The sequence below is a fragment of the Candidatus Nanosynbacter sp. HMT-352 genome (assembly GCF_021222645.1).
In the GTDB taxonomy this organism is placed as follows: Bacteria; Patescibacteriota; Saccharimonadia; order Saccharimonadales; family Saccharimonadaceae; genus Nanosynbacter.
Window position 1 is genome coordinate 401962 of record NZ_CP089520.1, and the last position, 26502, is coordinate 428463.

29 protein-coding genes and 1 tRNA gene are annotated in these 26502 nt (G+C 43.4%); 7 read left to right on the forward strand and 23 right to left on the reverse strand.

All coding sequences use genetic code 11. The annotated features are described in order from the left end of the window. Positions 1–23: 23 nt before the first annotated feature. A complete protein-coding gene (locus tag LR957_RS02135; protein WP_232272718.1) occupies positions 24–1541 on the forward strand; it encodes a RelA/SpoT family protein in 1518 nt (505 codons plus the stop codon). A gap of 42 nt (positions 1542–1583) precedes the next feature. Here the strand turns inward: LR957_RS02135 and LR957_RS02140 are convergent, their stop codons facing one another. The 4 genes from LR957_RS02140 to pheT are packed head-to-tail and all read right to left on the reverse strand — an operon-like array spanning position 1584 to position 6293. Continuing rightward, positions 1584–2114 carry an inorganic diphosphatase gene (locus tag LR957_RS02140; protein ID WP_232272719.1) on the reverse strand — a complete coding sequence of 177 codons (531 nt, stop codon included), beginning with the start codon at positions 2112–2114 and terminating at the stop codon, positions 1584–1586. A gap of 4 nt (positions 2115–2118) precedes the next feature. Continuing rightward, positions 2119–3051 carry an NAD(P)/FAD-dependent oxidoreductase gene (locus LR957_RS02145; RefSeq protein WP_232272720.1) on the reverse strand — a complete coding sequence of 311 codons (933 nt, stop codon included), beginning with the start codon at positions 3049–3051 and terminating at the stop codon, positions 2119–2121. Further along, a complete protein-coding gene (locus tag LR957_RS02150) occupies positions 3044–3721 on the reverse strand; it encodes an FKBP-type peptidyl-prolyl cis-trans isomerase (protein ID WP_232272721.1) in 678 nt (225 codons plus the stop codon). The genes LR957_RS02145 and LR957_RS02150 overlap by 8 nt, the downstream gene beginning before the upstream one ends. Positions 3722–3779: 58 nt before the next feature. After that, the gene (gene pheT / locus LR957_RS02155; protein ID WP_232272722.1) at positions 3780–6293 is read right to left on the reverse strand and encodes a phenylalanine--tRNA ligase subunit beta; all 2514 of its coding nucleotides are present in this window, start codon (positions 6291–6293) and stop codon (positions 3780–3782) included. A gap of 227 nt (positions 6294–6520) precedes the next feature. On the opposite strand from pheT, the gene LR957_RS02160 reads away from it, so the two are divergent. Then, positions 6521–6871, forward strand: coding sequence for an NUDIX hydrolase (locus LR957_RS02160; RefSeq protein ID WP_232272723.1), 351 nt, complete (start codon positions 6521–6523; stop codon positions 6869–6871). Positions 6872–7267: 396 nt separating this feature from the next. Then, positions 7268–8263: a serine aminopeptidase domain-containing protein gene (locus LR957_RS02165; RefSeq protein ID WP_232272724.1), complete on the forward strand. Its 996-nt coding sequence runs from the start codon at positions 7268–7270 to the stop codon at positions 8261–8263. Between the two features lie 5 nt (positions 8264–8268). Here LR957_RS02165 and LR957_RS02170 read toward each other — a convergent pair whose 3' ends face one another. The 5 genes from LR957_RS02170 to LR957_RS02190 all read right to left on the reverse strand — a co-directional run bounded on the left by LR957_RS02170 (position 8269) and on the right by LR957_RS02190 (position 12199). After that, positions 8269–8730, reverse strand: a complete 462-nt coding sequence (locus LR957_RS02170) for an HIT family protein (protein ID WP_232272725.1) — start codon at positions 8728–8730, stop codon at positions 8269–8271. A 10-nt stretch (positions 8731–8740) separates the two neighbouring features. After that, positions 8741–10063 carry an FAD-dependent oxidoreductase gene (locus tag LR957_RS02175; protein WP_232272726.1) on the reverse strand — a complete coding sequence of 441 codons (1323 nt, stop codon included), beginning with the start codon at positions 10061–10063 and terminating at the stop codon, positions 8741–8743. Positions 10064–10279: 216 nt separating this feature from the next. After that, a complete protein-coding gene (locus tag LR957_RS02180) occupies positions 10280–10912 on the reverse strand; it encodes a hypothetical protein (protein WP_232272727.1) in 633 nt (210 codons plus the stop codon). Positions 10913–10917: 5 nt separating this feature from the next. Next, a complete protein-coding gene (pheS, locus tag LR957_RS02185; protein ID WP_232272728.1) occupies positions 10918–11961 on the reverse strand; it encodes a phenylalanine--tRNA ligase subunit alpha in 1044 nt (347 codons plus the stop codon). Position 11962: 1 nt separating this feature from the next. Beyond that, positions 11963–12199: a hypothetical protein gene (locus LR957_RS02190; protein ID WP_232272729.1), complete on the reverse strand. Its 237-nt coding sequence runs from the start codon at positions 12197–12199 to the stop codon at positions 11963–11965. Positions 12200–12256: 57 nt separating this feature from the next. On the opposite strand from LR957_RS02190, the gene LR957_RS02195 reads away from it, so the two are divergent. Next, the gene (locus LR957_RS02195) at positions 12257–13192 is read left to right on the forward strand and encodes an MIP/aquaporin family protein (protein ID WP_232272730.1); all 936 of its coding nucleotides are present in this window, start codon (positions 12257–12259) and stop codon (positions 13190–13192) included. 52 nt (positions 13193–13244) lie between these two features. On the opposite strand, the gene LR957_RS02200 is transcribed toward LR957_RS02195, so the two are convergent. Genes LR957_RS02200 through LR957_RS02210 form a run of 3 tightly spaced genes read right to left on the reverse strand, consistent with a single transcriptional unit; the run spans position 13245 to position 15407 of the window. Next, positions 13245–14315, reverse strand: a complete 1071-nt coding sequence (locus tag LR957_RS02200) for a DNA recombination protein RmuC (RefSeq protein WP_232272731.1) — start codon at positions 14313–14315, stop codon at positions 13245–13247. A gap of 18 nt (positions 14316–14333) precedes the next feature. Next, on the reverse strand, positions 14334–14828 hold the full coding sequence (locus LR957_RS02205) for a hypothetical protein (protein WP_129637143.1): 495 nt from the start codon (positions 14826–14828) through the stop codon (positions 14334–14336). A 45-nt stretch (positions 14829–14873) separates the two neighbouring features. After that, a complete protein-coding gene (locus tag LR957_RS02210; protein WP_232272732.1) occupies positions 14874–15407 on the reverse strand; it encodes a phosphatase PAP2 family protein in 534 nt (177 codons plus the stop codon). Between the two features lie 28 nt (positions 15408–15435). Between LR957_RS02210 and LR957_RS02215 the strand changes: the two genes are divergently transcribed. Then, a tRNA-Gln gene (locus LR957_RS02215) sits at positions 15436–15510 on the forward strand. Positions 15511–15531: 21 nt separating this feature from the next. On the opposite strand, the gene LR957_RS02220 is transcribed toward LR957_RS02215, so the two are convergent. Then, entirely contained in the window at positions 15532–15951 is a 420-nt protein-coding gene (locus tag LR957_RS02220) for a hypothetical protein (protein ID WP_232272733.1), read from the reverse strand. Positions 15952–16129: 178 nt separating this feature from the next. Beyond that, positions 16130–16798: a tRNA (guanosine(37)-N1)-methyltransferase TrmD gene (trmD, locus tag LR957_RS02225; protein ID WP_232272734.1), complete on the reverse strand. Its 669-nt coding sequence runs from the start codon at positions 16796–16798 to the stop codon at positions 16130–16132. A gap of 105 nt (positions 16799–16903) precedes the next feature. Here trmD and LR957_RS02230 point away from each other — a divergent pair, with 105 nt between their 5' ends. After that, positions 16904–17467 (forward strand): hypothetical protein, encoded by a 564-nt coding sequence (locus LR957_RS02230; protein ID WP_232272735.1) that lies wholly within the window; start codon positions 16904–16906, stop codon positions 17465–17467. Between the two features lie 213 nt (positions 17468–17680). Here LR957_RS02230 and LR957_RS02235 read toward each other — a convergent pair whose 3' ends face one another. The 5 genes from LR957_RS02235 to LR957_RS02255 form a co-directional block, all read right to left on the reverse strand. Then, positions 17681–18070: a KH domain-containing protein gene (locus LR957_RS02235; protein WP_039327626.1), complete on the reverse strand. Its 390-nt coding sequence runs from the start codon at positions 18068–18070 to the stop codon at positions 17681–17683. A gap of 70 nt (positions 18071–18140) precedes the next feature. Then, entirely contained in the window at positions 18141–18857 is a 717-nt protein-coding gene (gene rnc, locus LR957_RS02240; RefSeq protein WP_232272736.1) for a ribonuclease III, read from the reverse strand. After that, positions 18858–19355, reverse strand: coding sequence for an NUDIX hydrolase (locus tag LR957_RS02245; protein WP_052198839.1), 498 nt, complete (start codon positions 19353–19355; stop codon positions 18858–18860). Then, positions 19336–19794 carry a transcription antitermination factor NusB gene (nusB, locus tag LR957_RS02250; RefSeq protein ID WP_232272737.1) on the reverse strand — a complete coding sequence of 153 codons (459 nt, stop codon included), beginning with the start codon at positions 19792–19794 and terminating at the stop codon, positions 19336–19338. The genes LR957_RS02245 and nusB overlap by 20 nt, the downstream gene beginning before the upstream one ends. A 24-nt stretch (positions 19795–19818) precedes the next feature. Further along, entirely contained in the window at positions 19819–19965 is a 147-nt protein-coding gene (locus LR957_RS02255) for a hypothetical protein (RefSeq protein ID WP_164999843.1), read from the reverse strand. Between the two features lie 135 nt (positions 19966–20100). On the opposite strand from LR957_RS02255, the gene LR957_RS02260 reads away from it, so the two are divergent. Beyond that, positions 20101–20658: a hypothetical protein gene (locus LR957_RS02260; protein ID WP_232272738.1), complete on the forward strand. Its 558-nt coding sequence runs from the start codon at positions 20101–20103 to the stop codon at positions 20656–20658. Here the strand turns inward: LR957_RS02260 and leuS are convergent. The 4 genes from leuS to LR957_RS02280 all read right to left on the reverse strand — a co-directional run bounded on the left by leuS (position 20655) and on the right by LR957_RS02280 (position 26497). Further along, a complete protein-coding gene (gene leuS / locus LR957_RS02265; protein ID WP_232272739.1) occupies positions 20655–23156 on the reverse strand; it encodes a leucine--tRNA ligase in 2502 nt (833 codons plus the stop codon). The two genes, LR957_RS02260 and leuS, sit on opposite strands and share 4 nt — an antisense overlap. Before the next feature lie 65 nt (positions 23157–23221). Next, positions 23222–24307 carry a hypothetical protein gene (locus tag LR957_RS02270; protein WP_232272740.1) on the reverse strand — a complete coding sequence of 362 codons (1086 nt, stop codon included), beginning with the start codon at positions 24305–24307 and terminating at the stop codon, positions 23222–23224. A gap of 42 nt (positions 24308–24349) precedes the next feature. Continuing rightward, a complete protein-coding gene (locus LR957_RS02275; RefSeq protein ID WP_232272741.1) occupies positions 24350–25639 on the reverse strand; it encodes a glutamate ligase domain-containing protein in 1290 nt (429 codons plus the stop codon). 159 nt (positions 25640–25798) lie between these two features. Then, a complete protein-coding gene (locus LR957_RS02280; RefSeq protein ID WP_232272742.1) occupies positions 25799–26497 on the reverse strand; it encodes a histidine kinase N-terminal 7TM domain-containing protein in 699 nt (232 codons plus the stop codon). Positions 26498–26502: the final 5 nt, after the last annotated feature.

Below are 26502 nucleotides of genomic sequence, written 5' to 3' on the forward strand. Positions count from 1 at the left end.
CTACAAAGTTGTATAATATAAACATGACGCGCGAAGAGTTATTGTCAATCGCTGAGCAAAAATACGACGAAGTACCAGTATTGGTTTTAGCAAGCGCAATCGATTACGCCACGGAAAAGCACATTAGACAAAAGCGCAAAAGTGGCGAGCCATACATTAATCACCCATTGGCGGTGGCGGGAATTCTAATTGAATGGGGTATGGATATTGATACGGTTGTGGCGGGAGTTCTGCACGACACCGTTGAAGATACCGACGCAACTCTGGATGAACTAGAAAGTTTATTTGGCCGTGACGTAGCTTTCTTAGTTGACGGAGTAACCAAAGTTTCACAAGCCCGGGCCGGGATGCGAAATTTGGATAGTTATTTACCACACACGAAGGACAATTTAACCAAGTTAATGATTGCCGTGGGCGAAGATGTGCGCGTGATAATTATCAAGCTAGCCGACCGCCTGCACAACATGCGAACCTTGCAATTTATGACGCCAGAAAAGCAGAAAAAAATTGCCAGAGAAACAATTGAAGTTTTTGCGCCGCTGGCCGACCGCTTAAATATGGGGCGAGTTCGCGTTCAATTGGAAGAGCTGAGTTTTAGATATTTGATGCCGAAAGCTTTCCAGGAAACCAAAAATTTGATGGACAGTCGACTGAAAAAGTCACAACGAAAATTGGATCACGTTCGTCGTGAAGTTGAAGCGCGACTAAAAGCGGAAAAGCTGGTTTTCCAGATGGACGGACGCGTTAAGAGCGTTTATAGTCTGTTTAAGAAATTGGACAAAGTTGGTGATATTGATAAGATTTATGATTTGATTGCCCTAAGAATAATTGTCGATGATTTATCAACTGGATATTTGGTTCTGGGAATTCTGCATGACATGTATCAGCCGATGTACGAGAGGATTAAAGATTATGTTGCCAATCCAAAACCAAATGGCTATCAAAGCTTGCATACAACCGTGCAAACTCCGAGCGGACAAATTGTCGAGTTCCAGATCCGAACCAAAGAAATGCACGAATACGCCGAGCGTGGATTAGCGGCTAGTTTCCATTACAATGAGCAAAAATTGACCGACGCCTATAAAAAAGGAAAAATCGGAACTATGCCAGCCGATTTGTCATGGATTCGCGAACTTCAAGAAGCCGCCGCTTTAATTAGCGAAGGAAAGCGATTCGACTCCAACAAATTCCGAATGAAGCTATTTTCCGACAGGATTTTCGTATATTCACCAAAGGGCGATATTTACGATTTACCTCGCGGAGCATTTCCCTTGGATTACGCCTACCGAATTCATTCCGATATCGCGGCGCGCGCAAGCGGATTTAAGATCAATGGCGTGATGAAGCCGTTCAATTACAAATTACAGCACGGCGACACAATTGAAGTTTTAACAAGTAAGTCCGCTCATCCAAAACCAGATTGGCGAGACGTCATAATTACGCCACACGCCAAAGATAAACTACGCTTACAATTATCCCGCTCAAACAGCATCTTACAACAATTAACTGGCGGCGTCTCCTCGTTCTTCCGATACAAGTAACGCTCGCCAGTCTCTCCGTTTTAATCGATAATCAAACGCGATTTATTTTTCATTCCAACGAGTAATTGACTCGCGGATAATTTGCTTTGCTCGTTCTACATCACCAAAGCCCTTAACTATTGTTGAACCAGGCTTCTTCAAATCCTTGTAGTGGTTGAAATGATGTTCAATTTGTTTCAACAATTGTGAAGGTAGGTCTTCTAGTGAGTTGATTGTGTTGCCAGTGTTTCGGTCGTCGGCTGGCACAACGATAACCTTGTCGTCAACTTCATTATCGTCAACAAATTCCAACACGCCGATAACCTTTGCTTCCATAAAAATACCAGTCGTCAACGGTTCGTCGGTGATAATTAGCGCGTCCAATTCGTCGCCATCTTCATCCAAAGTTTGTGGAATGAAACCGTAGTTTGTTGGCTTTGCAAAAATAGCTGGCTCAACACGATCCAACTGCATCACTGCAAGCTCACGGTTCCACTCGATCTTATGACTTGATCCCTGTGGAATCTCAACAACTACATTTACGATGCCGTTTTCGACATCACCAGGTGTTAAAATTTGATTAAAATCTGCCATCTTTTTACTCCTCTCTGGCCTTTTCTTGTAAATATTCACGAATCTGCAGCGCTGCCACCGCACCTTCACCAACTGCCGAAGCGATTTGCATAGTTGCCCCCGAGCGTACATCACCAGAAGCAAAAACGCCAGGAATATTAGTGTGCAAATGTTCGTCAGTAATGATGTGTCCGCCCAAATCCAGCTCAACGTCCGAGTCTGTCAGGAATTGTGTGTTTGGAATTAGCCCAATAAATACGAATAATCCATCAGCAGTAAATTCTTTCTGCTCGCCGTTTTGGGTCGATTTAACGCCGTAAAACTTATCGTCCTTGACAATAACTTCATCAGTCGTCGCACCGATGTGAACGGTAATTTTTCCATCATCGACATACTTTTGCAAATCTTTTTGCAAAATATCACTGGCGCGCAATTTACTGCGAACCAACAGATCAATATGACTAGCGTACCGCGTCAAAAATATCGCTTCCTGCACGGCAGAATTTCCACCGCCAACAACGATTAAATTTTTATCCCGATAAAACGCGCCATCACAAGTCGCACAGTAATGCACGCCTCGACCATATAATTCGTCTTCGCCAGGAACGCCTAATTTGCGGTGATTTGAGCCAGTCGCTAGCAAAACTGACTTCGCGCGAATAGATTGACCGTCAATTGTCAGCTCCAACCCGCCATCAACTTGCTTCAATTCCGTCACGTCACCATACTCAATCTTCGCACCAAATCGCTCCGCCTGTTGTTGCAATTCAGACGCCAGCTTCATTCCCGTAACGCCCTCAGCAAATCCAGGATAATTGTCAATTTGATCAGTAATCGCTGCCATTCCACCGACCACGCCACGCTCATATAATGTCGTGTCGACATCTTCGCGCGACAAGTAAATTGCCGCCGTTAACGCGCTTGGGCCAGCGCCAACAATAATAACATCTTTAGACATTGAAACCTCGCGATCGATAATATTGCTTCATCACTTCTGGCATTTCTGGCTCTGGAATATCAGCTGGCTTTTCAATAGCCATCACCACAAACTTAAGCGGAGAATTTGCAGGAATTTTATCACCCTGAGCTTTGTCGCCGTAAGCCTTGTTGGCTGGAATTGTTAATTCACGCACACCGCCAATTTTCATACCAATCAAGCCCTCTTTCCAGCCCTGAATAACCGCGGTATTTGCCGGGCCATCCATATTGAGCGGAGCTTTCAATTTGCCGTCAGCGATTGATTGATCGAAAATCTCACCTTTTGCATTCCAGCCAATGTAGTAAACAGCCAACTTGGTGTCGTCCTTAACCTCAGCGCCTTCACCCTCGACCAAATCTTCCTTAACAAGCTCTTTCACGTCACCAGCTTCAAACGCGCCAACTCGTGAGCTAAACTCAGAAAACTTGCCGTAATATTTTTGACTCAATTCATTAGCCTGAGCCTCTACTTTCTTTTTTCGCTCGTCAGTAGCCTTGGCGTATTCATTCTTAGCTTTCTCAAACGCTGCCTGGTCTTTGGCTTCATTTCCAGGCGCTACCATCATAGCGACAAATCCGCCAACGGTCCCCAAAAACATCATGCCGGCAATAACCCAAATACCTATTCTCTGGCCTTTTGTAGTTGCCATATTCCTCCTTTATTTACTTTTCAATTATAGCAATTTTTATCAAGCACAACAAATCACATTAAACCTGAGCGGCGTCGAATTCTTCCGCAGCCATCGCGGCAATTTCCTCAATAATCGGCGCAATGTCTTTATCTTCCAGTGTCCGCTCAGCGCTCGTAAACTTTACATTCAAAGTTACAGTTTTTGTCGAATCATCATTTTTTGGCTGGTATATCGCAATTGGCGTTATGACGATTTGTAGCTCACCGTGTTTTTTAGCAACTTCTTCAGCGCAAGCATAAACTTTCGCATAATCAACATCCGAATCCATCCTCAATGAAATATCTCTGGCAGTCGACGGGAATCGACTTAACGGCTGGTAATTATAGCCCTGATTTTTAATCAGATTTTCCTGCAATTTTTCAATATCGATAGAAAACGCTGCCGTGTAATCTGGCAATTTGAAATTGCGTCGAGCAGACTGAACCAGCTCGCCAACAATCCCCAAATTGTCGCCATTCTTCGCCATAATCCAAGCACTGCGTTTCGCATCAAATGGCGCTGGAACATCGCTGTCAGATTCCGCAATCTTCACAAAATCAACCTCAACACTCAAATCTTTCATTAGCCTTTCAGCAATTTTCCTCACCTTGTAAAACGGCGCGCCAACTTGAGGTTTTTTATTCGCATAAACTCCGTCAATGAAAGTCTTTTCAATCGGCAAATTCTCATCGTTAAACCCTAATTTCTTATCGTGAATTTTGCCAATTTCAAACAACATAAATTCGTCATGCCCAGATTTTATATTGGCATGAACTTTATCCAACAAACTCGGCAAAATGCCAATTCGGTAATATTGCAAGTCTGGACTAAGCGCGTTGCTCAAGCGATACGCACGGTTCGGGTCTTGGTCGGAATTTTTCAAAACTCGCTCATGAACAAAGCTATATGTCAAAACTTCGTTTGCTCCAGCTCGTGACAAACTTTGGCGAATTCTCTGTTTCAATTCACGACGCTCATTCTTCGGCGCAGGCTTAATGCTTCGCTCTGGCAAATGACGCGGCAATCTATCAAAACCGTATAATCGCCCGACCTCCTCTACAATATCTTCCGGCAATTCAAGGTCAGTCCGCCAAAATGGCACTTGAATACAGATATAGCCAGATTCTTTTTCCATACTGTGACTGCGAATCTCAACGCTATTAAGCAGCTCGCAAATGTCGTCATCAGACAAATCCGAGCCTAGTCTCTCATTTATAAACTTACCATCGATATCAATATTCGCTGGCGTATATTTTCCATCGAAATAATCGTCCATATGTCCGTCGAATTGTTTCAAATCAAAAACTTCGCTCGCCTGCACTCCACCAACCATATTCATCAATTGCTTTAATATGGCAGCATTTTGCAGAGGCGATTGCCCCTTATTAAACCTAGTCAGGGCGTCGGTGAAAATTCCATGGCGCATAGCCGTGCGACGTAGCGCGTACATATCAAAATTGGCACATTCAAGGACAATATTATTTGTTTCAGCTGAGACTTCCGTATCAACGCTGCCCATAATTCCAGCTAACCCAATCACACCTTCACCATCAGCGATAACAATATCGTCAGCCGTCAATTCATATTCCTTGCCATTAAGCAAACCGACTTTTTCGCCATCGTGTGCCATTCGCACGCCAAGTTTATGCCCGCGCAACTTGTCGTAATCATAAGCGTGAGTCGGCTGCGCCGTCATAAACATCACGTAGTTTGTCGCGTCAACGATATTATTGATAGGCTTACCACCCATTGCGACTAATCGACACTGCAACCACAACGGGCTTGGGCGCACAGAAACACCACGAATTGCCACTGCCATAAAACGCCGTGCTAGTTCTGGTGCGTCATTTTCTACTGTCAGCTCCAAATCATTAGCGTCAGCAAACTGTTGATCTTGTTCATACCAATCAGGGCTAGTAAATCGTTGGTGAAAAATACCAGCAATTTCGCGCGCCACACCAAGTTGCCCAAAACAATCCGGTCTGTGCGTAAACATCTTATTTTCAATTTCCAGCACGTAATTGTCCAGCCCAAACACTTCCGCAAAACTTGCGCCAGCTTGAAGTGTAACGCCCGCCGGAATATCACGCTCATTAATCTCAATAATTCCCTCGTGATCCGTACCAATCGCTAACTCATCAGCCGCCGCCAACATACCCTGACTTAAGATTCCACGTAGCGGTCGCGCATCCAGTACGAACGGCTCAGCGTCATCAAAACTTGCTGGGACGGTGCTTTTTGGCGGCAGCCAAATTGCCCACATATCAGCATGAACATTCGGCGCACCACAAACCACTTGCACGTAACCATTATCATCCCTTGGAACGTCTGCTACGCCACCATCGTCAATTTTAGTCACGCTCAAACGATCCGCATTTGGATGCTTTTCGCACTCAATAACCCGCACAATGCGCGCGCCATCATATTTGGCCTTCAGGTCAATCACTTCCTCGACACCACCAAGTTGCTGATTTACCCGCGACACCAACTCATCAACTGGCGGCAACTCAAAATTAATCAATTGTTTTATAAGATTTAAGCTAACTTTCATACTAACATAATTATACCATCTTACCGGCAAGTAATCGACCTTAGAAAACTACAAATTACCACGAGCAATAAAAGTGAAAAATCATAATCTCATTCGCCAAATTCATACCTATATCACACCCCGAGTATCTTGCACAAATTCTTCAAATATAGATTTTAATTCATCATTTTTCATTGTTCACAGTACATCGCATTGATCAAATATTGCCCCTCCATTACAATTGAAATATGGTTAAGATAGTGTCAAAAGCACTTATTAAGAATAAAAATGGCAAATATCTACTGCTCTACAGGGGAGATACACACCCTAATTTCCCTGGGCATCTTGATCTTCCTGGGGGAGAAGTAGAATCTGAAGAAACCTCCAGGATGGCGACCACGCGAGAAGTACAGGAAGAAACTGGCATATGTATATATCCAAATGGCTTAAAAAAGCTATTTGTTAAGCGGCACAAAAACACAAAACATGTACTCTTTGAGACAGTCATAGATAAGACTGAGGCTGACATTTCTGTTAAGTTAAGCTGGGAACATAAAAAAATACCGTTGGATGACGTTATCGGAACTATTAGATACTAATATTCCAGAAAGCGCAGATCCTTATTATATAGATGTTATTGATTATTTAAAGCATTTATCCGAGACTTGATCTGTCCGACATATTTTTCCCATATTATGCGCAGACTTCGCACGCAACCGACCTAAGAAACCTTGCCGAAACTTTCACGTCTGACCCATTTTATATTTCAGTGCCCATATATTTTTATCAATAAACCACCACGCTATTAGCCAGAAATGACCTAGCGAAAACCATAAACGTCGCAAACATGAACGCAATCCTAAAACAAGTAACGGCGATGATAATTCTAGATTCAATGGAAATTGCAACGCGGCCTTATCGGGATATTTGTATAGACTATTAAGAAGATCGTTACAAAACTTCACATCTCCACACATAACCAATATAATATCAATATGAAAACTCCTCAGAAATATCACATTATAAAAATTATCGTATGGATAGTTGGTGTAATTATCCTCATTGCATCCCTATTAGTCGCCGCAGCTTTCTTTTGGCCAGCAACATTCAAAGAACTACAATCATCGAACTCTGAAAAATTAAATTACAACCAGTCTGTTGCCGCCGCAATACGTACCATCAACGGGGATTCGTCAAACGCAGACGTCAGGCCAGAATGTCGATCAATTATTAAAACCCACGGCAAAAAAACCACCAAAGCCGTTATGATGATTCATGGCGTAAGCGCATGTCCGCAGCAATTCGCAGACCTGGGCGACACCTTTTTCAACGCTGGCTACAACGTCTATATTCCCCGCGTCCCCAGTCACGGCCTGACGGACAACAAACGACACGGAGAAATCACCATTCCAGCAATGGCACAATTTATGAATTCCAGCACCAGCATAATTAGTGGTTTGGGTGATGAAACGGGAGTTGTCGGACTTTCTGGCGGCGCAAATATGGCGACCTGGATTACTCAGTACAACAGCCAAACCATATCACGAGCACTGCTTCTATCACCTTTTTATCAGCCTTCAAAGTCGGAAACTCCTTCCTGGAAAATTCCGCTTTTACGAAATCTTTACGGACGTAATATTCTTCCAGATTCGTTCACGGGTAGCAATTTATCATATCGCGCTCTTGGAAAATATATGATAATCGCCAAGAACTATAAATCCGATCTAAAAGCTCCAGGGCTAAAATACGTCGGGGTTGTAACAAGCGAAAACGACACCGCAATTGATAAAAATCTCGCAGTCAACATACCTAAGCAAATGGCTGCAGCTTCTGACGCCAAATTCCAATATTATTCAATTCCGACCTCATTTGGTATCGGTCACGACATTGTAGCCTTAAACCAAGACGAGGTTAAAAAGCACGCCGACAAATTATATCCGTTCTATTTGGATATGTACGAAGGAAAAAACGTAAAATTAGAGGCGAACTAGCTATTCTATTTACCCTGCACGGCTAAAATTCGCGCTTGAATTTCATCCAATTGAGCGTCGTCCATCCTTGGACCGTCAGCCGTGGTTAACCAGCCAGAATATTCCTCATAAAACGCTTGCTTGTGCGATACTGGTGAACCAATTCCCTTTGCTAAATCGCCATGAAGCGGCATCAATTTGGCGTGCACGTGTGCTACGCCCGTGCCTTCAAAAATCAGCGCCACTCGCGGGGTGTCAAATGCTTTTTCCAAAATACCAGCAATCTTTTTCACTGCCAGCATCATTTCGGAATATAAATTATCGTCCAAAGAAAATACGTAATCACCCGGATTCTGCTTCGGAATCACCACAGTAAAACCTGGCGTGTTCGGAAACGGCGTTAAAAATGCCAAAAACTTCTCATCCTCCCAAACCTTCCAAGATTTCATTTTTCCAGATACGATATCGTCAAAAATTGTGTGATTCATAATTACTCCTTTATGCAAATAAATCGTTTAATGCCTCACTCACCGTTGGATGAGTGAATATTTGATCACGCAGCACAGTATATGGCAGGCCATTATCCATTACAGTTTTGATAATATTAATGACTTCTGGTGAGTTACGACACAATAAACTAGCACCCAAAATTTGTTCAGTGTTTGCATCAATCACCGCACGCAGCAATCCTGTTGTAGCATTATCAACATGCAGGCGTGGAATCGCCATAGCAGGCAGCTCTTTTACGATAATTTCGCACCCCGTCGCACGCGCCTCAGCCTCTGTCATACCCACCCGACCTAGCGGTGTTTGCATAAAGACCGCGTACGGCAAAGTTTTTTGTTTGGCGCGAGTGTACAGACCATCGCCCAGCAACTGGCTTCTCACAATCCGAAAATCATCCAGCGATGCATAGGTAAATTGTGGCCCACCCGTTACATCGCCCATTGCCCAAATATGCGACCGACTAGTGCGAAGTGTTTCATCAACCACAATTGCCCCGCGCTCATCCGTCGCTACACCAGCAGCTGGTAAATTCAAGCTCATCGTTGCCGGGCGACGGCCCGTAGCCATCAAAACCGCATCATAACCAGCGTAATCATCATGATTTACTGTGCGAATCGTTGCAGTAGACTCACCCTCAATCGCTGTCACATCCACACTAAACACAATCTCAATACCCTGTGCCTGCAATGCTTCAGTAGCAGCCCGAGCAATTGCTGGATCTTCACGTGCAAGCAGAGCATCGCCCCTCTCAAATACTGTTACTTTTGTACCAAGTTTGGCATAAGTTGAGGCAAACTCTAACCCAATATAACCGCCACCAATGATAGCTAGCTGTTTTGGCTGCGTCATTCTATCCAGCAATTCAGTACTGGTATACACAAACGGCTTATCAACACCTGGAATATCTGGGATGATTGGTTCCGCACCGGTGTTAATAAAAATCTGTGGTGCACTAACTACTAGCTCGTCGTTACCCGCCACAATCTTCACAGTACGATCATCTACGAACGATGCTTCACCCTCAATGACGCTCACTGTTTCACGATCTGCAAGCATGTGATAGTTCTTCTCATTCAACCGCGCTACCACTGTTGTCTTATGTGCCATCGCCTCATCAAAACTTTGATGATGTTCGGCTGCATTGACTAGCACCTTAGTAGGAATACAAGCAATATTAATACAGGTGCCACCATACATCTTTGGCGACCGCTCCACTAGCGCTACCTTTTTTTCCGCATTTGCCAGCGCTACCGCCAATGTTTTGCCAGCTTTGCCAAAACCAATGATGAGTGCGTCAAATTGTTGTGTATCCATTTTACCTCCTCCTATCTTTTTTAGCGATCTCTCTCGCTGCAACAAATTCTCTATCGGCACACAGAACTGCCTCTTTTATTACAAGTTTTTGAGCTACTACTATTATCGTGTGTAATAGCTCCTTAAAACTGTTCCAAAAAGTCCAACTTACCGCTATACGATGTTGTCAAAAATTGTGTGATTCATAATTACTCCTTTTGAAGTAATTATAGCATTTTACGAAGTTTTCAGGTCGGACAATTTAAGTTCCATCCTACGGCAAATCAGAACTAGCCATATCGTCGCAAAAATCCCCAATAAAACTTCTACTATCACAAACCAAAACTTGCCCATAGCGTAACCTTGCGCCGCTATAATTGTCGCAAAAATCGGAAAACTGAAAGATGAGATTCGCTCGCGATGAGTTAAATAGCTCAAACTTGACGGTAAAAGAAACATCAAAAGCACCATCAATATCACGATGCCGCGCGAGAAAACAAAATGAGCCGCGTGCATTGTGTCGTTCGGGCAAAGCGCCACTCCTATCATACAAATCGCAAACAATGAAAGTGTCCAGCCAGATATTCGGGCAGAGCGAATTTGACCAAGTTTAAGATAACCACGATTCATAAAAAACCCAATCGTCACCATAATCAAACCAGATAAAAACACTCCCGAATTGAACGAAAATGCAGACAAACGATTCGAGGTGGTTTCGCCCAATCTACTCAAGCTCCAGTTCGTCCACCGATTATCATCAGAAAGCAGCATCGCCACAACCAAGCCCACAGCCAAAACGACACCATTAAGAATACAGAGTGCCTGAAGGCGATTCTTGCACAAAAAATCCTTAATCTGTCGAAGTTTCATATTGCTTAAAATTGTTCCAAAAAGTCCAATTTGCCGCTTTCAAAATGACGGACATCTTCGATTCCATACTTCATCATAACCAAGCGGTCGATTCCGCAACCAAAAGCAAATCCTGTATATTCATTCGGGTCAATTTGTGCCGCCCGAAGGACATTCGGATGAATCATTCCGCAGCCCAATAGCTCAATCCAACCCTCACCAGAACAAACTTTACAATCAGGATTTTTTCCTTCACAAAACGGACAACTTAACGCAAACTCGAAGCTAGGCTCAGTGAACGGAAAGTAAAATGGATTAACGCGAACGTCAAGTTTCTTGCCATAATATTCCTGCAAAAATTCTTGCAGCGTGGCAATCAAATTGCCAACATTAACCCGACGCGAAACGTACACGCCTTCGACTTGATAAAACGTATGCTCGTGGCGCGCATCCAAATCTTCGTTGCGGAAAACGCGATCAGGAACGATAGCGGCAATAGCCTCGCCTTTTTCCAAATTGTCGCGATATTTCATTAGCACGCGATTTTGCATAGTCGACGTATGCGCCGGAGCAATCAAACGATCGCCATTAGAATCAGTTTCCTCGGTCATAAACGTATCGTAATCGTCGCGCGCTGGATGACCTTTTGGAAAATTCAGACTCTCAAACATATGGAATTGATCATCAATCTCTCTGGACTCTTCCGTGACAAATCCCATGCGATTAAAGATCTCAGAAATGCGCTCAATTTCAGCACTCAGCGGATGAATCGTACCTTGTTCGCTCAGCAAAAGTTCAGGCTTGGGTGAATTCATATCCATCGGCGCCGTAACGTCAATCGGTTTCAAGTCAACTTTTTCCAACTCTTCCAGCCGCACAGCAATAGCCTGTTCAATTGCTTGCTTCAGTTCGTTAATCTGCTTGCCGAACGGACCACGCTCAACTGACGGCAATGACTTGATTTGATCATACAATTCCCTAAGTCGTCGATCACGTAAAAACTCACGCGGAGACTTGGATTGCGAAACCGCCAAAACTATTTCTCTTCTCAATTCATCTAAGTCAACCATTTTATCGTCCTTGCATTAAAAACATTACAATCACCACACCAGCCATAATAGCAATTAAAATCCACGCCCACGCCAAAGTCGTCGTCTGTTTCGTGCCTTCCAAATATCTTATATCGTCAACGCCGTCCATAGTTGCCTTTTCTTGCAAACTCGAAGCTTTTGCCTTCTCTCTTAATTCCGCCGCAATTCGCTCTTGCAATTCACTACGCTGATCTTGTTGATTTACAAATAATCCCATAACTACAGTATAGCAAATTATGTTATAATAGTCGTGATATTACTTTAAGGAGGGAATATGGCTACGAAGAAAACTTCAAAGAAAGCCCCAGTTAAAGCCGCAGAAAAGAAAACCGCTGCCGCTAAGACTGAAACCAAAACGACCGTCAAGCGCGTCGTTACTGAATCTACCGCTAAAAGCAAGCGTGTCAAACTAGATTCTAAATTACCAAATAACTTAATTAACATCGTTATTGCGGAAGTTATCGGTACATTCATCTTGACGCTTGCTGCACTATTTGCGTCAGACATCTTATCATCAATGTACGTTGGCTTCACACTAATGCTTATCATTACAGCTATCGGTGGAATTTCTGGCGCACATGTCAATCCAGCCGTTACGTTCGGCCTTTGGACAATGCGCAAACTAAAAACTGTGCTTGTACCGTTTTACTGGGGTGCTCAATTCCTCGGTGCAATGGCCGCTATCGTACTTGTCGGTTCACTGACAAACGGCGGATTCGCACTAAGCTTCGACCAATTTACTGCATTCTCTTGGAGTATCTTCGCGATGGAATTAGTCGGCACCGCTGTATTTGTATTTGGCGTCGCCGCAGTATTACAGCGCAAAGAAATCAAAGCAGCTGGTCAAGCTTTTGGAATTGGCTTGGCATTGATGATTGGTCTTGTCGTATCTGGCTCAATCTCTTCGTACATTAAAAGTACTGCTATTGCAAAAATCCAAAAAGAGCAAAGTACTGCTCAAACTGAGAAGAACGGCCGCACTTACCCACGCGAAATCTACATCTCAGGCGCAACTTTGAACCCAGCAGTTTCTTTGGCTGTTACAGAGAAAACCGACTCTCAACTACGCAGCAATGGAGTATTGCCAGCTGAAGGCGAAAAAAGCTATTCACGCTTTAGCCTGGAAGTAATTGCCGCTACTCTAATCGGTGCAGCGTTAGGCGGTAACCTATTTCTACTCGTCAACTACCGAAACAAAGACGAAGAATAGATTATAACTTCATAATAAAATATCCCGCTTAATCGGCGGGGTATTTTTTATATCAATCTTCCTGAGTCGGCCGATCAATCAGCTCCGGTTGCGCTTGGTTATCGCCACCAGAAATTAGCACGACATCCTTATCGATCTTCCCTAGCTCCTTGTACGTATTGTTATAATGACCAACGGTCGTACTAAGGCTCTTGCCCATTTTCGTCATCAACTCATCAAACTTTTTAATATGAACGCCCAATTGACCAACTCGAACCTGAATATCTTTGGCCTGCTCTTCAATCTGCAAACTACGAAGCCCCTGAAGAACGGTCTGTAGGTACGCGAGAAAGCTAGTCGGACTAACAATAATCACTCGCTTATCTCGGAACGCATATTCAATCAAATCGCGACTCGAACCGCCCTGACCAACATTATTAATCAGAAGATCGTAATACAAAGATTCGCTAGGGATAAACATAAAAGCAAAGTCCATGGTGTTTTCGCGCGGACGAATATATTTACTAGTTTCGTCGATTCGCCCCTTAAGGTCAGCCTTCACCTTATTTAGCCACATTTCACGCTCAGATTTTGTCTCGGCGTTAATCATGCGATTGTAATTTTCCAAAGAAAACTTGCTGTCCACCGGCAATATTTGACCCTTGTCCAGAAAAATAACCGCGTCAACAATTTCACCGTCCTTGAAACGATATTGCATTTGATATTGCTTGGCGGGCAAAACATTGTCCAGTACACTCTCCAGATAAAACTCACCAAAAACCCCGCGTTGCTTTGGATTTTGCAACACGTTTTGCAAGGTTTTCAGATCAGTCGCCACATCAACCACACGCTTATTGGTCTCATCCAATTTCGCCAACCGCTGCGTCACGTCAGCTACCAACTTTGCGCTTTCCGACAATTGTTTCTGTACGGAAGTTTGGACTTGCGCATTGCTTCGCTCCAACTTATCGCTAACGGATTCATTCAGTTTCGCAATAGTTCGCCCCAATTCCACGACATCGGTTTTAATTAGCTCGACGGATGATTGATTTTTTAGCTCGCTGATTTTTGATTGCAAGACAAATAAAGTCGCACCCAAACCAATAGTAATAACAATTAAGAGAATAATGATTATGATTTCCATACACTTAGTGTACAGTGATTATAGCGCCAAGACAACTCGTGCTAAGATCGCAAATAAAGTCATAAATAAAATTGCTGCGCCGTTGCCGCGAATTCTATTCAACCAGATTAACGACAAATATACCAAAACTGTCGCCAAAACCACCCATAGCAATGACAAAATCCAAGATCCGCCAGCCCATAATGTAGCACCCCACAACGACACAGTTGCCGCGATTACTACTAGCAAAGGTCGCTTGATACCAAATACCGCCAACACCGGCACCAGCATAATTCCCGCCAAAACCAACGCGACGTAAGATGCGATGCTTGTGCTGTTTGCGCAAATAGAAATATGCTCAGCGTTCGCGCAAAATACAGGAGTGATCATAAATTTATCAAACGCAAGCGCCAGCAACCAGATAGCCACGCCGCTAGCAACTAAAATCGCCAAAATCCTCAAGAAAACTCGCCTTGAAAATGGATATGTGTAATCTGATATTTCTTCACGGAAAATAGCTGACAATAATTTCATACGTAAATTGTAACGTAAACTTGTCAATATTGCAAATGTATATGCTTAAATATTATGTTTTTTCAAGAGATTCATCGGTTTATACCAAACAATCCCTACGCAGGCAATCAATAATCCGCCAACAACGTCAAGTGGTGTATGTACCAGAGCAATAACCCGACCGACACATATTAAGATCGTCATAACCAGACAAATAACAGCTAGCCGCCAGCTCTTCGCTCCGAAAAATACCGCCAAAGTAATTGCCATTGTAAATAGCGCGTGATCGGACGGAAAACCCGGATTATTAAGGAATGACGCGCCGGCAGATACGCCTAAAATCTCGAACGGGCGCATCTGATCTGGTTGATAAATTGACCCGATAATTTTTGCCGCCACGTAAGCAGTCAAACCAGCCATTAGCACCTGGCTATAAACTTGATATTTCTCTTTATTTGGAACTAATTTTATCAGCGCGTACGCACCAATTAGCACGACCGGTACCACCAATCCGTCAGCAATTAGCTTTACAATCCATTGCAAGTTCATACTACCAGTATATCGCGTCAACGCTGGCCAGTAAACGCTTGCGGAAATCATTTTTCTATAGTACAATTATGTTTGCCGTTGGGATGTCGCCAAGTGGTAAGGCAGCGGGTTCTGGTCCCGCCATTCGGGGGTTCGAATCCCTCCATCCCAGCCAAGTTTGAAATTTAGCAGCCAATTATTTGGCTGTTTTTTTCGTCGATAAATTTGCGCAAATCAACAAAATCCACATCATGAATACCAGAAAAATCGCAGCCGCACTATTTACATTCTTTATCGTTGCACCAAATATCACCGCCGCATACCCATTCACAAACGCCAAAAAACTAATTACTGTCATAATCCCCAAACTCAAAAAACCAGCCATTCTGCTCGTCAGAGTGATTCTTTTTGACATATTCATATCAATTAAAAACGGCAATGACGTTAGCTCAACAACCACCAATATTATCGCAATCGGAAGACTTAAATATGGCGGAATCCCCGCAGAAGTAATGACCGCAGAAAACTTCTCAAACGTAAATAATTGACATAATAATGGCACCATTATTAATAGTCCTGTAATCAATTTAACAATTTTATTCACTTTTCTAGACATAATTTCAGTATAGCTTGCGCGTCAAAAAAGCTCAAGCTTGTTGTATTTTTTACGAAAGCACTTGCACTTTTTACAAAAACGTCATAAAGTTAAATCAGCGAACGTTACAAAAATAAACACCACAAAATCGTATCTTTCGCTCTACGACAAATCCACCACAACTTAAAATACCCCGTCTCTATGGGGTATTTTTATTGGTCAATATCCGCGATTGTTCAGCGCGCCACTCGGCAATTTTTCCGTGGTGTCCGCTCAATAAAACATCCGGCACACGTAAGCCTTTAAACTCCTCGGGTCGTGTATATTGTGGAAATTCCAACGTTTCTCCATCTGAAAAACTTTCAATTTCCGCAGATTTTTCACCGCCCAAAACTCCAGGAATCAACCTAACAATAGAATCAATCATCATCATCGCCGCCAACTCTCCGCCTGTCAGCACAAAATCGCCAATACTCCATTGCTCATCAACTAGTTCTAAAATTCGCTCATCAACACCCTCGTATCGCCCACAAATAAATATCACACCCCTGTCATCATCGGCTTCTTGCTGGGCTTTAGCCTGCTTCCAGCGCTGCCCGCGCGGACTCATTAATACCACCTTCGCTGTTTCATCTTGAGATTTCGCAAATTCCACCGCTTTCCATAACGGCTCAACCATAAGAAGCATCCCGTCACCACCACCATACGGCGTATCATCCACCTGACGCCGCGGCCCCAAACCAAACTCCCGCAAATTCACCGTAGTGAGCTCCACGATACCGTCTTTCTGGGCCTTCCACATCATGGAATTATTAAAAACCCCCGTCATCATTTCCGGAAAAAGCGTAATAACTTGAAATTTTCTCATCTGTTACAGTGTACCAAGTGTTGACTTTTTTGTCCAGGTATGATATATATATATCAGCTTTTGTTCAACCGAGCAGAAGTAGCCCTTACATAGGAAGGAATTGTCATGCGTCGGAGCGTAGACAGGTGGAAGAGGTTTCTGACAGAGATTGGATTGCCTAGCCCCTCTACAATAGAGACTTACGAGGATTATACCGTCATCACCGTATGGACCGATACCCGGACAGAAATTGATTCTGACCGGTTATCGAATAACCTCGCTAAGGATATTTTCCCGGGGACTGAAGTGAATCGGATTATTCTTAACCCTCAGGAAGGAGGTACACACCCGATAGACGCAACATTCATCTCAGAACGTGATAGATGCGCCATCCGATTCTTTAGCCCTACACCAGATGACGTGCTCATGTTGAAGGAGAGGTTCCCTCAGATTGATTGGGGAGTTAAAACTAAAGTCTCTATATTCAGTCTCCTTAGAGAGATTGTCGGTAGTGACTTGGCGAGGAAGTTCCTCCTGTCAGATACCACCGCAGTATGCCTCAGGCGTATCTGCGAACTCGAGAAGTATGGTGAGTGTCGGAAGTTTCTCCCGCAGCACGTGGAGAACAGCTACCATGAGCCGTGGTGCAATCCGAGCTCCGAATGGGAGCTCACCCCGCGCAAGGGCTAACGCCCGCCAATGAGAATAGCTCGCCTTGAGACACCAAAGTCTCGGCTTGAGCCTCTTGGCGGGCTATTTTCATGTCTTTTTACAGAAATTATTCCCCACCAAAAAACCGTCCCAGTAAGGACGGTTTTTTAGCACAAATAAGGCTCTCAATGGTTTCCCATTGTCTCGCATAGAGCTGTTCTCGCATAATGTCTGTGCTTGAACTGGTTCTAATTATATATCAAGGTCGTCGAGTTCTGCAAGCTCTTTTCTGGTGTTTTCTGCGTAAGATGATCCATTTTCCACAGTTTCATCTGTTGAGTTATCCACAGAAGCATGATCGTTATAGCTATTACTCTCACGCTCACCAGAAAAACCATCATTGTTAACAATTTTCAAGTTATATCGAGCGTCATTCTTTGCGCCCAAAGCTCGCAGAAGTGTACGCAAACTCTGTGCCGTACTGCCGCGCTTACCAATAACTCGACCCAAATCTGCTGGATTAACTGTCAATGTTAGTAAAACGCCCTTTTCATCAATCGTTCGGTCTACTACGACGTCTTCTGGATGTCCAACCAACGCCTTTACAGTATATTCTACAAACTGCTGATCTATTGTTGACATTCTGCCCCTCCTCCTGGAATTAAACTGTATTTTCATTATACACGAGCAGTTTACGCCGTGCAAACTTTAACTATTTCTCGCCAGATTCTTTATATTTAGCAATTGCAGCACGAGCAGCTTGCTGTTGAGCAACTTGCTTAGATGGACCAATGCCTCGCCCCATCATATTATCGCCAACAAAAACCCCAAGAGTAAAGACTTTGTCGTGGTCTGGACCCTCTTCGCTCAGAACTTTATATATTGGCGTTTGATTATCAACTCGTTGAGAAATTTCCTGTAAATATGACTTCGGATCGCGCCAACTGCCAGACTCTAAAATTCCGTCCAGCTTAACAATTATATGCTTGTGAATAAAATCGCGAGCATCGTCAAAGCCGCGCTCCAAATAAATCGCGCCGATTACCGCCTCAAACGCATTAGCTAAAATCTGTAAATGCGCTCGCTCTGAGCCATTCTTCTCACCCTTTGACATACGAATCAGCGGACCATAACCCAACTTATCGCCAGCATCGCCAATACTTTCCGTTCGTACCAAAGCTGCCCGCCAAGCAGTCAAAATTCCCTCTGGCTCAGAAAAATGCGTAAACAAATATTCTGTTACCGCCAATTCCAGAACCGCATCACCTAAGAATTCCAAGCGCTCATTGTGATGATGAACGGATTTTCGATGCTCATTCACATAGCTACGGTGAGTCAAAGCTGTAATCAGCAAATCCAAATTCGTAAATTCAAAACCTAATTTTTCGCGCGCAAACTCTTGATACGGAGCCGTGTTCATTCCACTCATCTACAAGTTCTCCTGTCTAATTCGCTTCATCGCCAAAAGAATCAGCTTGCCAATATCTTCATATTCAACTTCATCCAGCGCCTCATGAAAACTAAACCATTTAAGACCATTCATCCACTCTTCCTTTTGGAGTCTCTCATTAGGATCCAACGCCTTAACTAGATAAACTTGCGTTGTCATCAATACCAATTTATCGATTCGACGATAACGAAAATTCACCTTGCCCAGCCAGCCGTGCAGTTCAATTTTCTTCAGCCCAGTTTCCTCACCAATTTCCCTACGAGCCGTCACCTGAGCCGTTTCGCCCGGCTCAATATGACCTTTCGGAATTGTCCAGCGGTCGCGAGCGTCTTGATATAGCAAAAATTCCGCCTCGCCCTTTTTATTACGGCGAAAAATCACACCACCAGCAGTTGGCTCACGTACAATTTCCTGAATCAATGGCTTCTTGCTGCCACCAAAATATTTTTTTATCTTATCAAAGTTGCTTGTTCTCACTGTCGGACTCCTCCACGAGAGTACGGAGTGCCGTGCCAAGCACGCCATTCACAAACTTACCCGAGTTATCCGAACCGAACGCTTTCGCTAATTCTACCGCCTCGTTAATCACCACTTTCGGCGGAACGGTATCTGCACAATATAGCAATTCATATAAACCAATTCTAAGTACCGCCCGATCAATCCGCGGCAACTGACTAATAGGCCATTCTGGCGCCAATGGCTGCAATTTCTCATCCAATTGACTCTGCGTCGAAAGTACACCGCTGATCAAATTATCGATAAATTCAATGTCGTCAACCGATGATTTATATTCAGCCAAATTACGCTTCAAAATAGCCTTATAATCAACATCGCTATCACCAACCTCTTTGCGAAATTCATGTTCATAAAGTGTTTGCAGTGCGACAATTCGTCCCAAATGACGGTTTGATGCCATTATTAAGCGTCCTGTTCGTAATTATTATTTTGTTGTTTTACCAGTTTCACGCTTGGTTGTTTTCACCTTAACTGGTGAAGTTGCGTTAACACGACGTGCCAATTTTAATACCAAGTGGCTGCGACGAAGACCAGTTTTACGTGGGCTACTCTGTTTTTTAGGTTGTGCCATATTTTATTCTCCTCTTTTAGGTTGTCATAAAACTTACGTACCATTATACCTTTTTTATTAGACAATCTCAAGAGCTTGTCTGCAAATTAGATAATAATATTGACTTTTTATGTCGTTTATGTTAATATATAAGACATGAGTAAAGAACAATTTACACCACAAAGTAACAGTAAAGATGATTTAACTGCATTAGTAGACGCGGTTTACCCCAAAACTGAGGAAACAACAGCCTTGATGGACGCCGTCTTCCCTACGGCAAACAATCATAACGACACAAATACAACACTAGAAGACCAAGCAGACAAGAAAACGACCGTCAGTCCAGAGAAAAATACAGAGGAAAACAACAAGAAGCCATTAACCAAAATGGCCGCGGGAGCACTAGCTGCAGCTATGGCCATAGGCGGTATCGTTGGGTTGGATAAACTCACAGAAAAAACTGCTTCTGCAGAGATAACTATTTACGACCCAAAAAACGCACGAGAGCAGATATGCGACACACAGGCTACACTAGAAGAGAGTCTAGGATTGCCTAAATCTACCAGCTACGATAGTTTTCGAGGATGCGACGGAACAACCGACATGGCCGCCAAAGAAGGATTGGAGCCAGGAGACAAAGTCAGGATTGATGTTACCACAGACGCTTTTGGTGAAGCGGCTGCAGCAAAGAAAGTCGAAAAGCCGAATAACTAAACCACGATATTCACCAGCTTACCTGGAACATAAACCATCTTTTTAGGTGGTTTATTGTTTGTGAATTTCTGGACATTTTCGTCGGCTAGGGCTGCCGCTTCAACACCCTGCTTGTCCATATCACTCGGTAGTTCAAGTTTCGCACGAAGCTTGCCATTCACTTGAACTATAATAGTCATCACGCTACTCTTTAGATATTTTTCATCCCACTTTGGCCAGTGACCAACATGAACTGTATCATCATGACCCATTTCATGCCACAATTCCTCTGTGATATGCGGAGCAAAAGGCGCCAAAATCTGAATCAAGCTTTCTAATGCAAATCGCCATTCATCTGACATGTCAATTCCTTGCGATTCTTTTATCTTATACAGACCATTGACCATTTCCATCATCGAAGCCACGGCCGTATTAAACTTCTCATCTTCGATGTCACGAGTAACTTTTTTAATCGTCAAATGAGTTAATCGCAATAATTCTTGAGCTGTTTTTTCATTCACGTCAAGAGAGTCGTTTGGATTCTTATCAACGAACTCCTGAACCAAATTCCATGCTCGATTTAAGAACCTGTAAGTTCCCGGAACACCACGAGGATCCCATGGCGCGTCCATGTCATAAGGAGCGATAAACATTTCATAAACTCGCAGCGCATCGGCGCCGTATCCACTATCCATAATTTCCATCGGATCAATAACATTGCCCTTAGACTTGGACATTTTCTGACCATCTGGTGCCATAATATATGCATTGTACATCATTCGTTTAAAAGGTTCTGGAGTCGGAACGAGACCGAGCTTATAGAAAAATCGCATCCAAAAACGACTGTATAGCAAGTGAGCCACGGCATGGTCGGCGCCATTGTAATAATCAACCGGCATCCAATGGTTAATTCTCTCAGGATTCCATGCTTCATTATCATTGTGCGGGTCGAGATATCGTAAGAAATACCAACTAGAACAAGCATAGCCGTCCAAAGTATCAGTTTCGCGGCGACCTTCTACCCAATTGTCACCGTCAGGCTTGTTTTCCGTAATCGGCACAGTTTTTCCAGTTTCAACATCCACCCAGACTCGCACCCAATCATCAACCTGAGCCAAAACGGAAGTATTCCCGCCGGTCGGCTTAAAGTTCTCCACCTCTGGCAAAATCACCGGCAAACATTCATCAGCCACAGCAATTGGTGCACGACCATCAACATGAACAATTGGAATCGGAGCACCCCAATAGCGCTGACGAGAAATCAACCAATCGCGCATTTTATACGTGGTTTTGCTTCGCCCAAAATTCTGTTGCTCCAGCCACGCAACAATTTGCTCGCGAGCATCCTCACTTCTAGTCCCGTTGAATTGACCAGAATTTATCAACTCACCTTCGCCAGAATAACAGCCAGCATCGGCTGAATGCTCAGGCTTATCAATAACCTGGACAATCGGCAAGTCAAACTTCTCAGCAAACGCAAAATCGCGCTCGTCGTGCGCTGGCACCGCCATGACTGCGCCGGTTCCATAGCTACCCAAAACATAATCCGCCACCCAGATTGGCAATTTTTGACCATTGACTGGGTTTATGACATAACTTCCCGTAAATACGCCCGTTTTTTCTTTATTCTCTTGGCGTTCAACATCAGATTTTTGTTGCGAAGCTTGGACATACGCTTCAACCTTTTCGCGCGTATCAGAATTGACCAACTGAGGAACCAGAGGATGCTCCGGCGCCAAAGCTATATACGTCGCACCAAATAACGTGTCAGGACGAGTTGTGAAAACTGTAATCTTGGAATCTTGACCGCTAACCGCAAACTCAACTTCCGCACCAACTGATCGACCAATCCAATTCTTCTGCATGGTTTTAACCATTTCCGTCCAATCAAGCGCATCGGTTGCCTCTAAAATTTCATCTGCATACGCCGTAATTCGGAAAAACCACTGCTTGAGATTTCGCTTGGTTACAGGATTACCGCAGCGCCAACATTTTCCGCCTTCAACCTGTTCGTTAGCAAGCACCGTATTATCAGTCTCACACCACCACTGCGGCTGCTCTTTTTGATATGCCAAATCGTGCTTATATAATTGCGTAAAAATCCACTGAGTCCATTTGTAGTATTCTGGATCGGCTGTAGAAATTTCTTTTGTCCAATCATAGCTAAAACCAAGTCGCTTCAATTGCTCCTTAAAATGAACCTTCGCCTCATCATGCGCTACACGCGGCGTTTTTCCGACTTTAATAGCGTAATTTTCAACTGGCAAACCAAAGCTATCCCAGCCGATTGGATGATAGACATTATAGCCCTGCTGACGCTTGAATCGTGCCTTGATGTCGGCAAATTGAAAAGTACGACCATGTCCAATGTGAATTCCAGCCCCCGTAATCCCCGGAAGCATGCTCAAACTGTAATATTTCGGCCGAGTAGTGTCGTTAAAATCAACCGCGTAAGTACCGTCAGCCTCCCATTTGTTTTGCCATTTTTGTTCAATTTCTGTCGGATTATAGCGTCTCATATCTGTAATTATAGCAAATAATCCCGCTCATTACGAACGGGATTATTATTAGGCGATTAAGCTATTTACCTAGTCGAGGTTGATGATAATCCGCTCGAATACCCTTCCATAAAACCTTCTACAAACTCTTTCAAACTCTCAGCGCTCGAAGGAATCTTGATTTCTTCAGATTTATTCACATCGATGTCAAATGAAATCTCTACAGACACCTTCTTGCTATCACCTTTCAACTCTAAAGCTTTCAGTTCATGAGATGACCTATCAACCCACACTTTCAATGAAGCCGTGTCGATAGATGATGATTCACTGCTCTTGTAGCTATTAGATTTTCCACACTTACTGAGCGCCTTACCGACTGATGAATTCTTAAACTCTTCCTCAAATTTTGACGAATTAGATTTATTATTACCTTGCAATTCAAAGCCGCGTCCGCCATTACGATCACTAATCTTTGAATCTTTTATAGTGAAGTAACTATTCTTTTGATAAATCTGAACCAATTCCTTACGTACACTTTCGTCACTTTGAATTTTCTTCAGAGCGTTAATTCCACACCTGTATTCGCTACCGATTTCATCTGGAGAAATCTTCATCCATGTATTACCCATTTTATCTATCTCAGAGCTCATCTTCCTCAAAGTCTGATCGCGGTAAGTTTCTATTTGAGATCTTGATAGGTTTCCACCAGACGAAGACTCCATAACCATCTCAAGCAAAGTGCCATACAAATCCTTAAAGTTATTTATCTTCACATATATCGTTCCGTCACTATCAAGAACAGCATCACCCTTAAGGGGGATGTTTTTCTCAACTCCCTTAATATCAAGCTTAGCATCAATATTCGCCTTTGACTTTCCCGAATCAGTAGCAGTCTTTACGTTTAGCTCTATTTTTCCTTGGTCGCGCATATCAACAACTACCTTGCCGTTGGCAGTCATCTTCTTTGACATAATGGCACTAGACATAGCGTCCGTAACCATTTTTTCTGGATTCTGCCACCACAAGAAATAGACTAGCGCAGCAGAAACAATAGAAATGAGAACTATAACCCCCAACACTACACCAATTATCAATCCCGTTTTCTTCTTTTTTGGCCGCATCGGCATGCTGTTATATTGCAGCTGCGGTGCAGGTTGATTACCTTGATCCATTATTCCCCCTTGTTTTGTACAACTTGAATTTAATATATCACATTAATCTTTAAATTGTGAGAAAAATTGGTTTTTCCTAGCAATCCACTCCGGCGTTTGCCTAACTAAGTATTTATCGTCCTCAGTGCTATGAAGGTTGATTTTTATAGATTCCTCTAGCCATACGCCGCCACTTGAGCCCTTAAACAGAGCAACGCCTTCAGATTTCAATTTGTCGCGCACGAAAGACCCAGCCTCGATGGCGTTCTTACATTCCTTCACCTGGCAACCTTTTTGACGAGCGGCCGGCGCCAAATATTGATTAGCTTTCTCGCCAACCGTCACAACCCAGTCCAACAAATCTGGGCTACAGTGTGAACCAAGCTCGGCGTGAGCTTGCTCGAAAATCCCCTTTAAGCCATTCATATTACCAAGTACAGCAATGCGCTGCGGAGTTTCAATTCGATATAAAGACTGTAAGGCCGCCAAAGCAGTCAACGGCGTCGAACTATAGCTATCATCAATCAACCAAGTATTGTCCGCGCCCTTCAACAAATTCATCCTGCCGGGCAGTGGACGCAAATTCTCTATACCTTTTTTTATATTCTCCTCAGTTTCACCAAATGCATACCCAATAGCTGCAGCCACAATCGCTGGACGAATATTATGCTCGCCGATTAACTTAACATTGACTTCTAATCCATTAGGATTTTCTGGCGACATAATAAAGCCGTGATGTCCGTCTTTCAGGGAAAAATTACGATCGTCAAAATTATACTCCGCCACGGGATCACTTCCGTAAGTAGTGATATTAGGATTTGTCAAAAAACTAGCAAAACGCCCGTCGATATCGTCGCGATTTATCATCGCCATACGCGAAAAATTCGCCAGCGAAATCATCTCATTTGCCACTTCCTCCAAGGAATATTCAACCTGCATTCGACCATTCGTCACGGAAGTTACAACCGTAATATCCGGCACAACATAAGCCTTAAACCAATCATTATAGCCAAGTTCCTTTGGATTAAACTCCTGAACAATCACCTGAACTTCCGGTTTTTCAGCCTTGATTCTCTTCTTTACGGCGCGCATCACTTTCCACCATTTGAACAAGCCTTTTTCAGGCATTTTCACGCCCATCATCTGAAGGAAAACGTCAGCTTTCGTCTTCGGCTCTTCATTGCGAAGTTGAATATCAAATTGTTGCGCCAAAACCGTACCGATAGCTATTTTTGCACTAGCCTTTCCAGCGCTACCAGTTATCGCCACAAGCTTCACATCTGGATGAACAGCAAAAAATTCTCGCACTAATTTTGCTAGTTTTTCTTCCCTCTTTTTTGAAACAGTAACCATAACTATATCATACCATAAGCATTATAGAAGAGCTGCTACGCGCCCACCCGGGGCATATTTGAATATGTGTTTGTCTTTCAATTGGCAAGCATAGGAGAATGCCCCTATGCGTACCAGCTCATGTTTAATTATGCATTATCGCCCAAAAAAACACAAGCATCATTTCTCATTTACATATTCTGGCAAAACTTTCCCAACTAAAACTACCGCCATCAAAACTGCAAATCCGCACATAATTGACGGAATTCCGATAATAGTCGACGGATCAATGATATTGACAAACGTCGTAGGCGCCATAAATAGAACATATCCCACAATCAACGAACCTAGAGAGCGCCGAATGTGTTTACTGGAGGTTTTGCTACTAACATATGCATAAGCAATTGCTGCAAATAATAGGCCGTAATAATACAAACCATACCACATTCCGACGCCCGGCTGGTTTTCAAAAATCACATAATTGCCCAGGCAAGCCCCAGACTTAATTCCGTTAGCTTCCAATAGAAAATAGCTAATAAACATTGCGGCAAAAGTGTAGCCAAGTACAGGAATCCACCGTCTCTTATCGCCAGAAATTTTATATATCAAATGAATACCCAGAGGCGGAAGCATGGTAATTGCAATATAGCCAAGTTTAGCCCAGCCGAGATTATCCAGAAGAATCGCACCTTCACAAACGTTATATTCAGCCCATTGAAACAGCGCTAAACAAATCAACAGCATGATCACAATCTTCGTCACAGCATTCAATTTATATTTCCAAAAAGTATATATCGCCAGAATAATTTCAATTGTCAACGTCGCCAACATTACCGCTGGAGAAAAACAATAGAGTCTCGGTTTTTTAATCTTATCCATGCGCA

Coding starts and splice junctions, on each gene's coding strand:
- LR957_RS02135 (WP_232272718.1), top strand. CDS start 24: ATGACGCGCGAAGAGTTATTGTCAATCGCTGAGCAAAAATACGACGAA.
- LR957_RS02140 (WP_232272719.1), bottom strand. CDS start 2,114: ATGGCAGATTTTAATCAAATTTTAACACCTGGTGATGTCGAAAACGGC.
- LR957_RS02145 (WP_232272720.1), bottom strand. CDS start 3,051: ATGTCTAAAGATGTTATTATTGTTGGCGCTGGCCCAAGCGCGTTAACG.
- LR957_RS02150 (WP_232272721.1), bottom strand. CDS start 3,721: ATGGCAACTACAAAAGGCCAGAGAATAGGTATTTGGGTTATTGCCGGC.
- pheT (WP_232272722.1), bottom strand. CDS start 6,293: ATGAAAGTTAGCTTAAATCTTATAAAACAATTGATTAATTTTGAGTTG.
- LR957_RS02160 (WP_232272723.1), top strand. CDS start 6,521: ATGGTTAAGATAGTGTCAAAAGCACTTATTAAGAATAAAAATGGCAAA.
- LR957_RS02165 (WP_232272724.1), top strand. CDS start 7,268: ATGAAAACTCCTCAGAAATATCACATTATAAAAATTATCGTATGGATA.
- LR957_RS02170 (WP_232272725.1), bottom strand. CDS start 8,730: ATGAATCACACAATTTTTGACGATATCGTATCTGGAAAAATGAAATCT.
- LR957_RS02175 (WP_232272726.1), bottom strand. CDS start 10,063: ATGGATACACAACAATTTGACGCACTCATCATTGGTTTTGGCAAAGCT.
- LR957_RS02180 (WP_232272727.1), bottom strand. CDS start 10,912: ATGAAACTTCGACAGATTAAGGATTTTTTGTGCAAGAATCGCCTTCAG.
- pheS (WP_232272728.1), bottom strand. CDS start 11,961: ATGGTTGACTTAGATGAATTGAGAAGAGAAATAGTTTTGGCGGTTTCG.
- LR957_RS02190 (WP_232272729.1), bottom strand. CDS start 12,199: ATGGGATTATTTGTAAATCAACAAGATCAGCGTAGTGAATTGCAAGAG.
- LR957_RS02195 (WP_232272730.1), top strand. CDS start 12,257: ATGGCTACGAAGAAAACTTCAAAGAAAGCCCCAGTTAAAGCCGCAGAA.
- LR957_RS02200 (WP_232272731.1), bottom strand. CDS start 14,315: ATGGAAATCATAATCATTATTCTCTTAATTGTTATTACTATTGGTTTG.
- LR957_RS02205 (WP_129637143.1), bottom strand. CDS start 14,828: ATGAAATTATTGTCAGCTATTTTCCGTGAAGAAATATCAGATTACACA.
- LR957_RS02210 (WP_232272732.1), bottom strand. CDS start 15,407: ATGATTTCCGCAAGCGTTTACTGGCCAGCGTTGACGCGATATACTGGT.
- LR957_RS02220 (WP_232272733.1), bottom strand. CDS start 15,951: ATGTCTAGAAAAGTGAATAAAATTGTTAAATTGATTACAGGACTATTA.
- trmD (WP_232272734.1), bottom strand. CDS start 16,798: ATGAGAAAATTTCAAGTTATTACGCTTTTTCCGGAAATGATGACGGGG.
- LR957_RS02230 (WP_232272735.1), top strand. CDS start 16,904: ATGCGTCGGAGCGTAGACAGGTGGAAGAGGTTTCTGACAGAGATTGGA.
- LR957_RS02235 (WP_039327626.1), bottom strand. CDS start 18,070: ATGTCAACAATAGATCAGCAGTTTGTAGAATATACTGTAAAGGCGTTG.
- rnc (WP_232272736.1), bottom strand. CDS start 18,857: ATGAGTGGAATGAACACGGCTCCGTATCAAGAGTTTGCGCGCGAAAAA.
- nusB (WP_232272737.1), bottom strand. CDS start 19,794: ATGGCATCAAACCGTCATTTGGGACGAATTGTCGCACTGCAAACACTT.
- LR957_RS02255 (WP_164999843.1), bottom strand. CDS start 19,965: ATGGCACAACCTAAAAAACAGAGTAGCCCACGTAAAACTGGTCTTCGT.
- LR957_RS02260 (WP_232272738.1), top strand. CDS start 20,101: ATGAGTAAAGAACAATTTACACCACAAAGTAACAGTAAAGATGATTTA.
- leuS (WP_232272739.1), bottom strand. CDS start 23,156: ATGAGACGCTATAATCCGACAGAAATTGAACAAAAATGGCAAAACAAA.
- LR957_RS02270 (WP_232272740.1), bottom strand. CDS start 24,307: ATGGATCAAGGTAATCAACCTGCACCGCAGCTGCAATATAACAGCATG.
- LR957_RS02275 (WP_232272741.1), bottom strand. CDS start 25,639: ATGGTTACTGTTTCAAAAAAGAGGGAAGAAAAACTAGCAAAATTAGTG.
- LR957_RS02280 (WP_232272742.1), bottom strand. CDS start 26,497: ATGGATAAGATTAAAAAACCGAGACTCTATTGTTTTTCTCCAGCGGTA.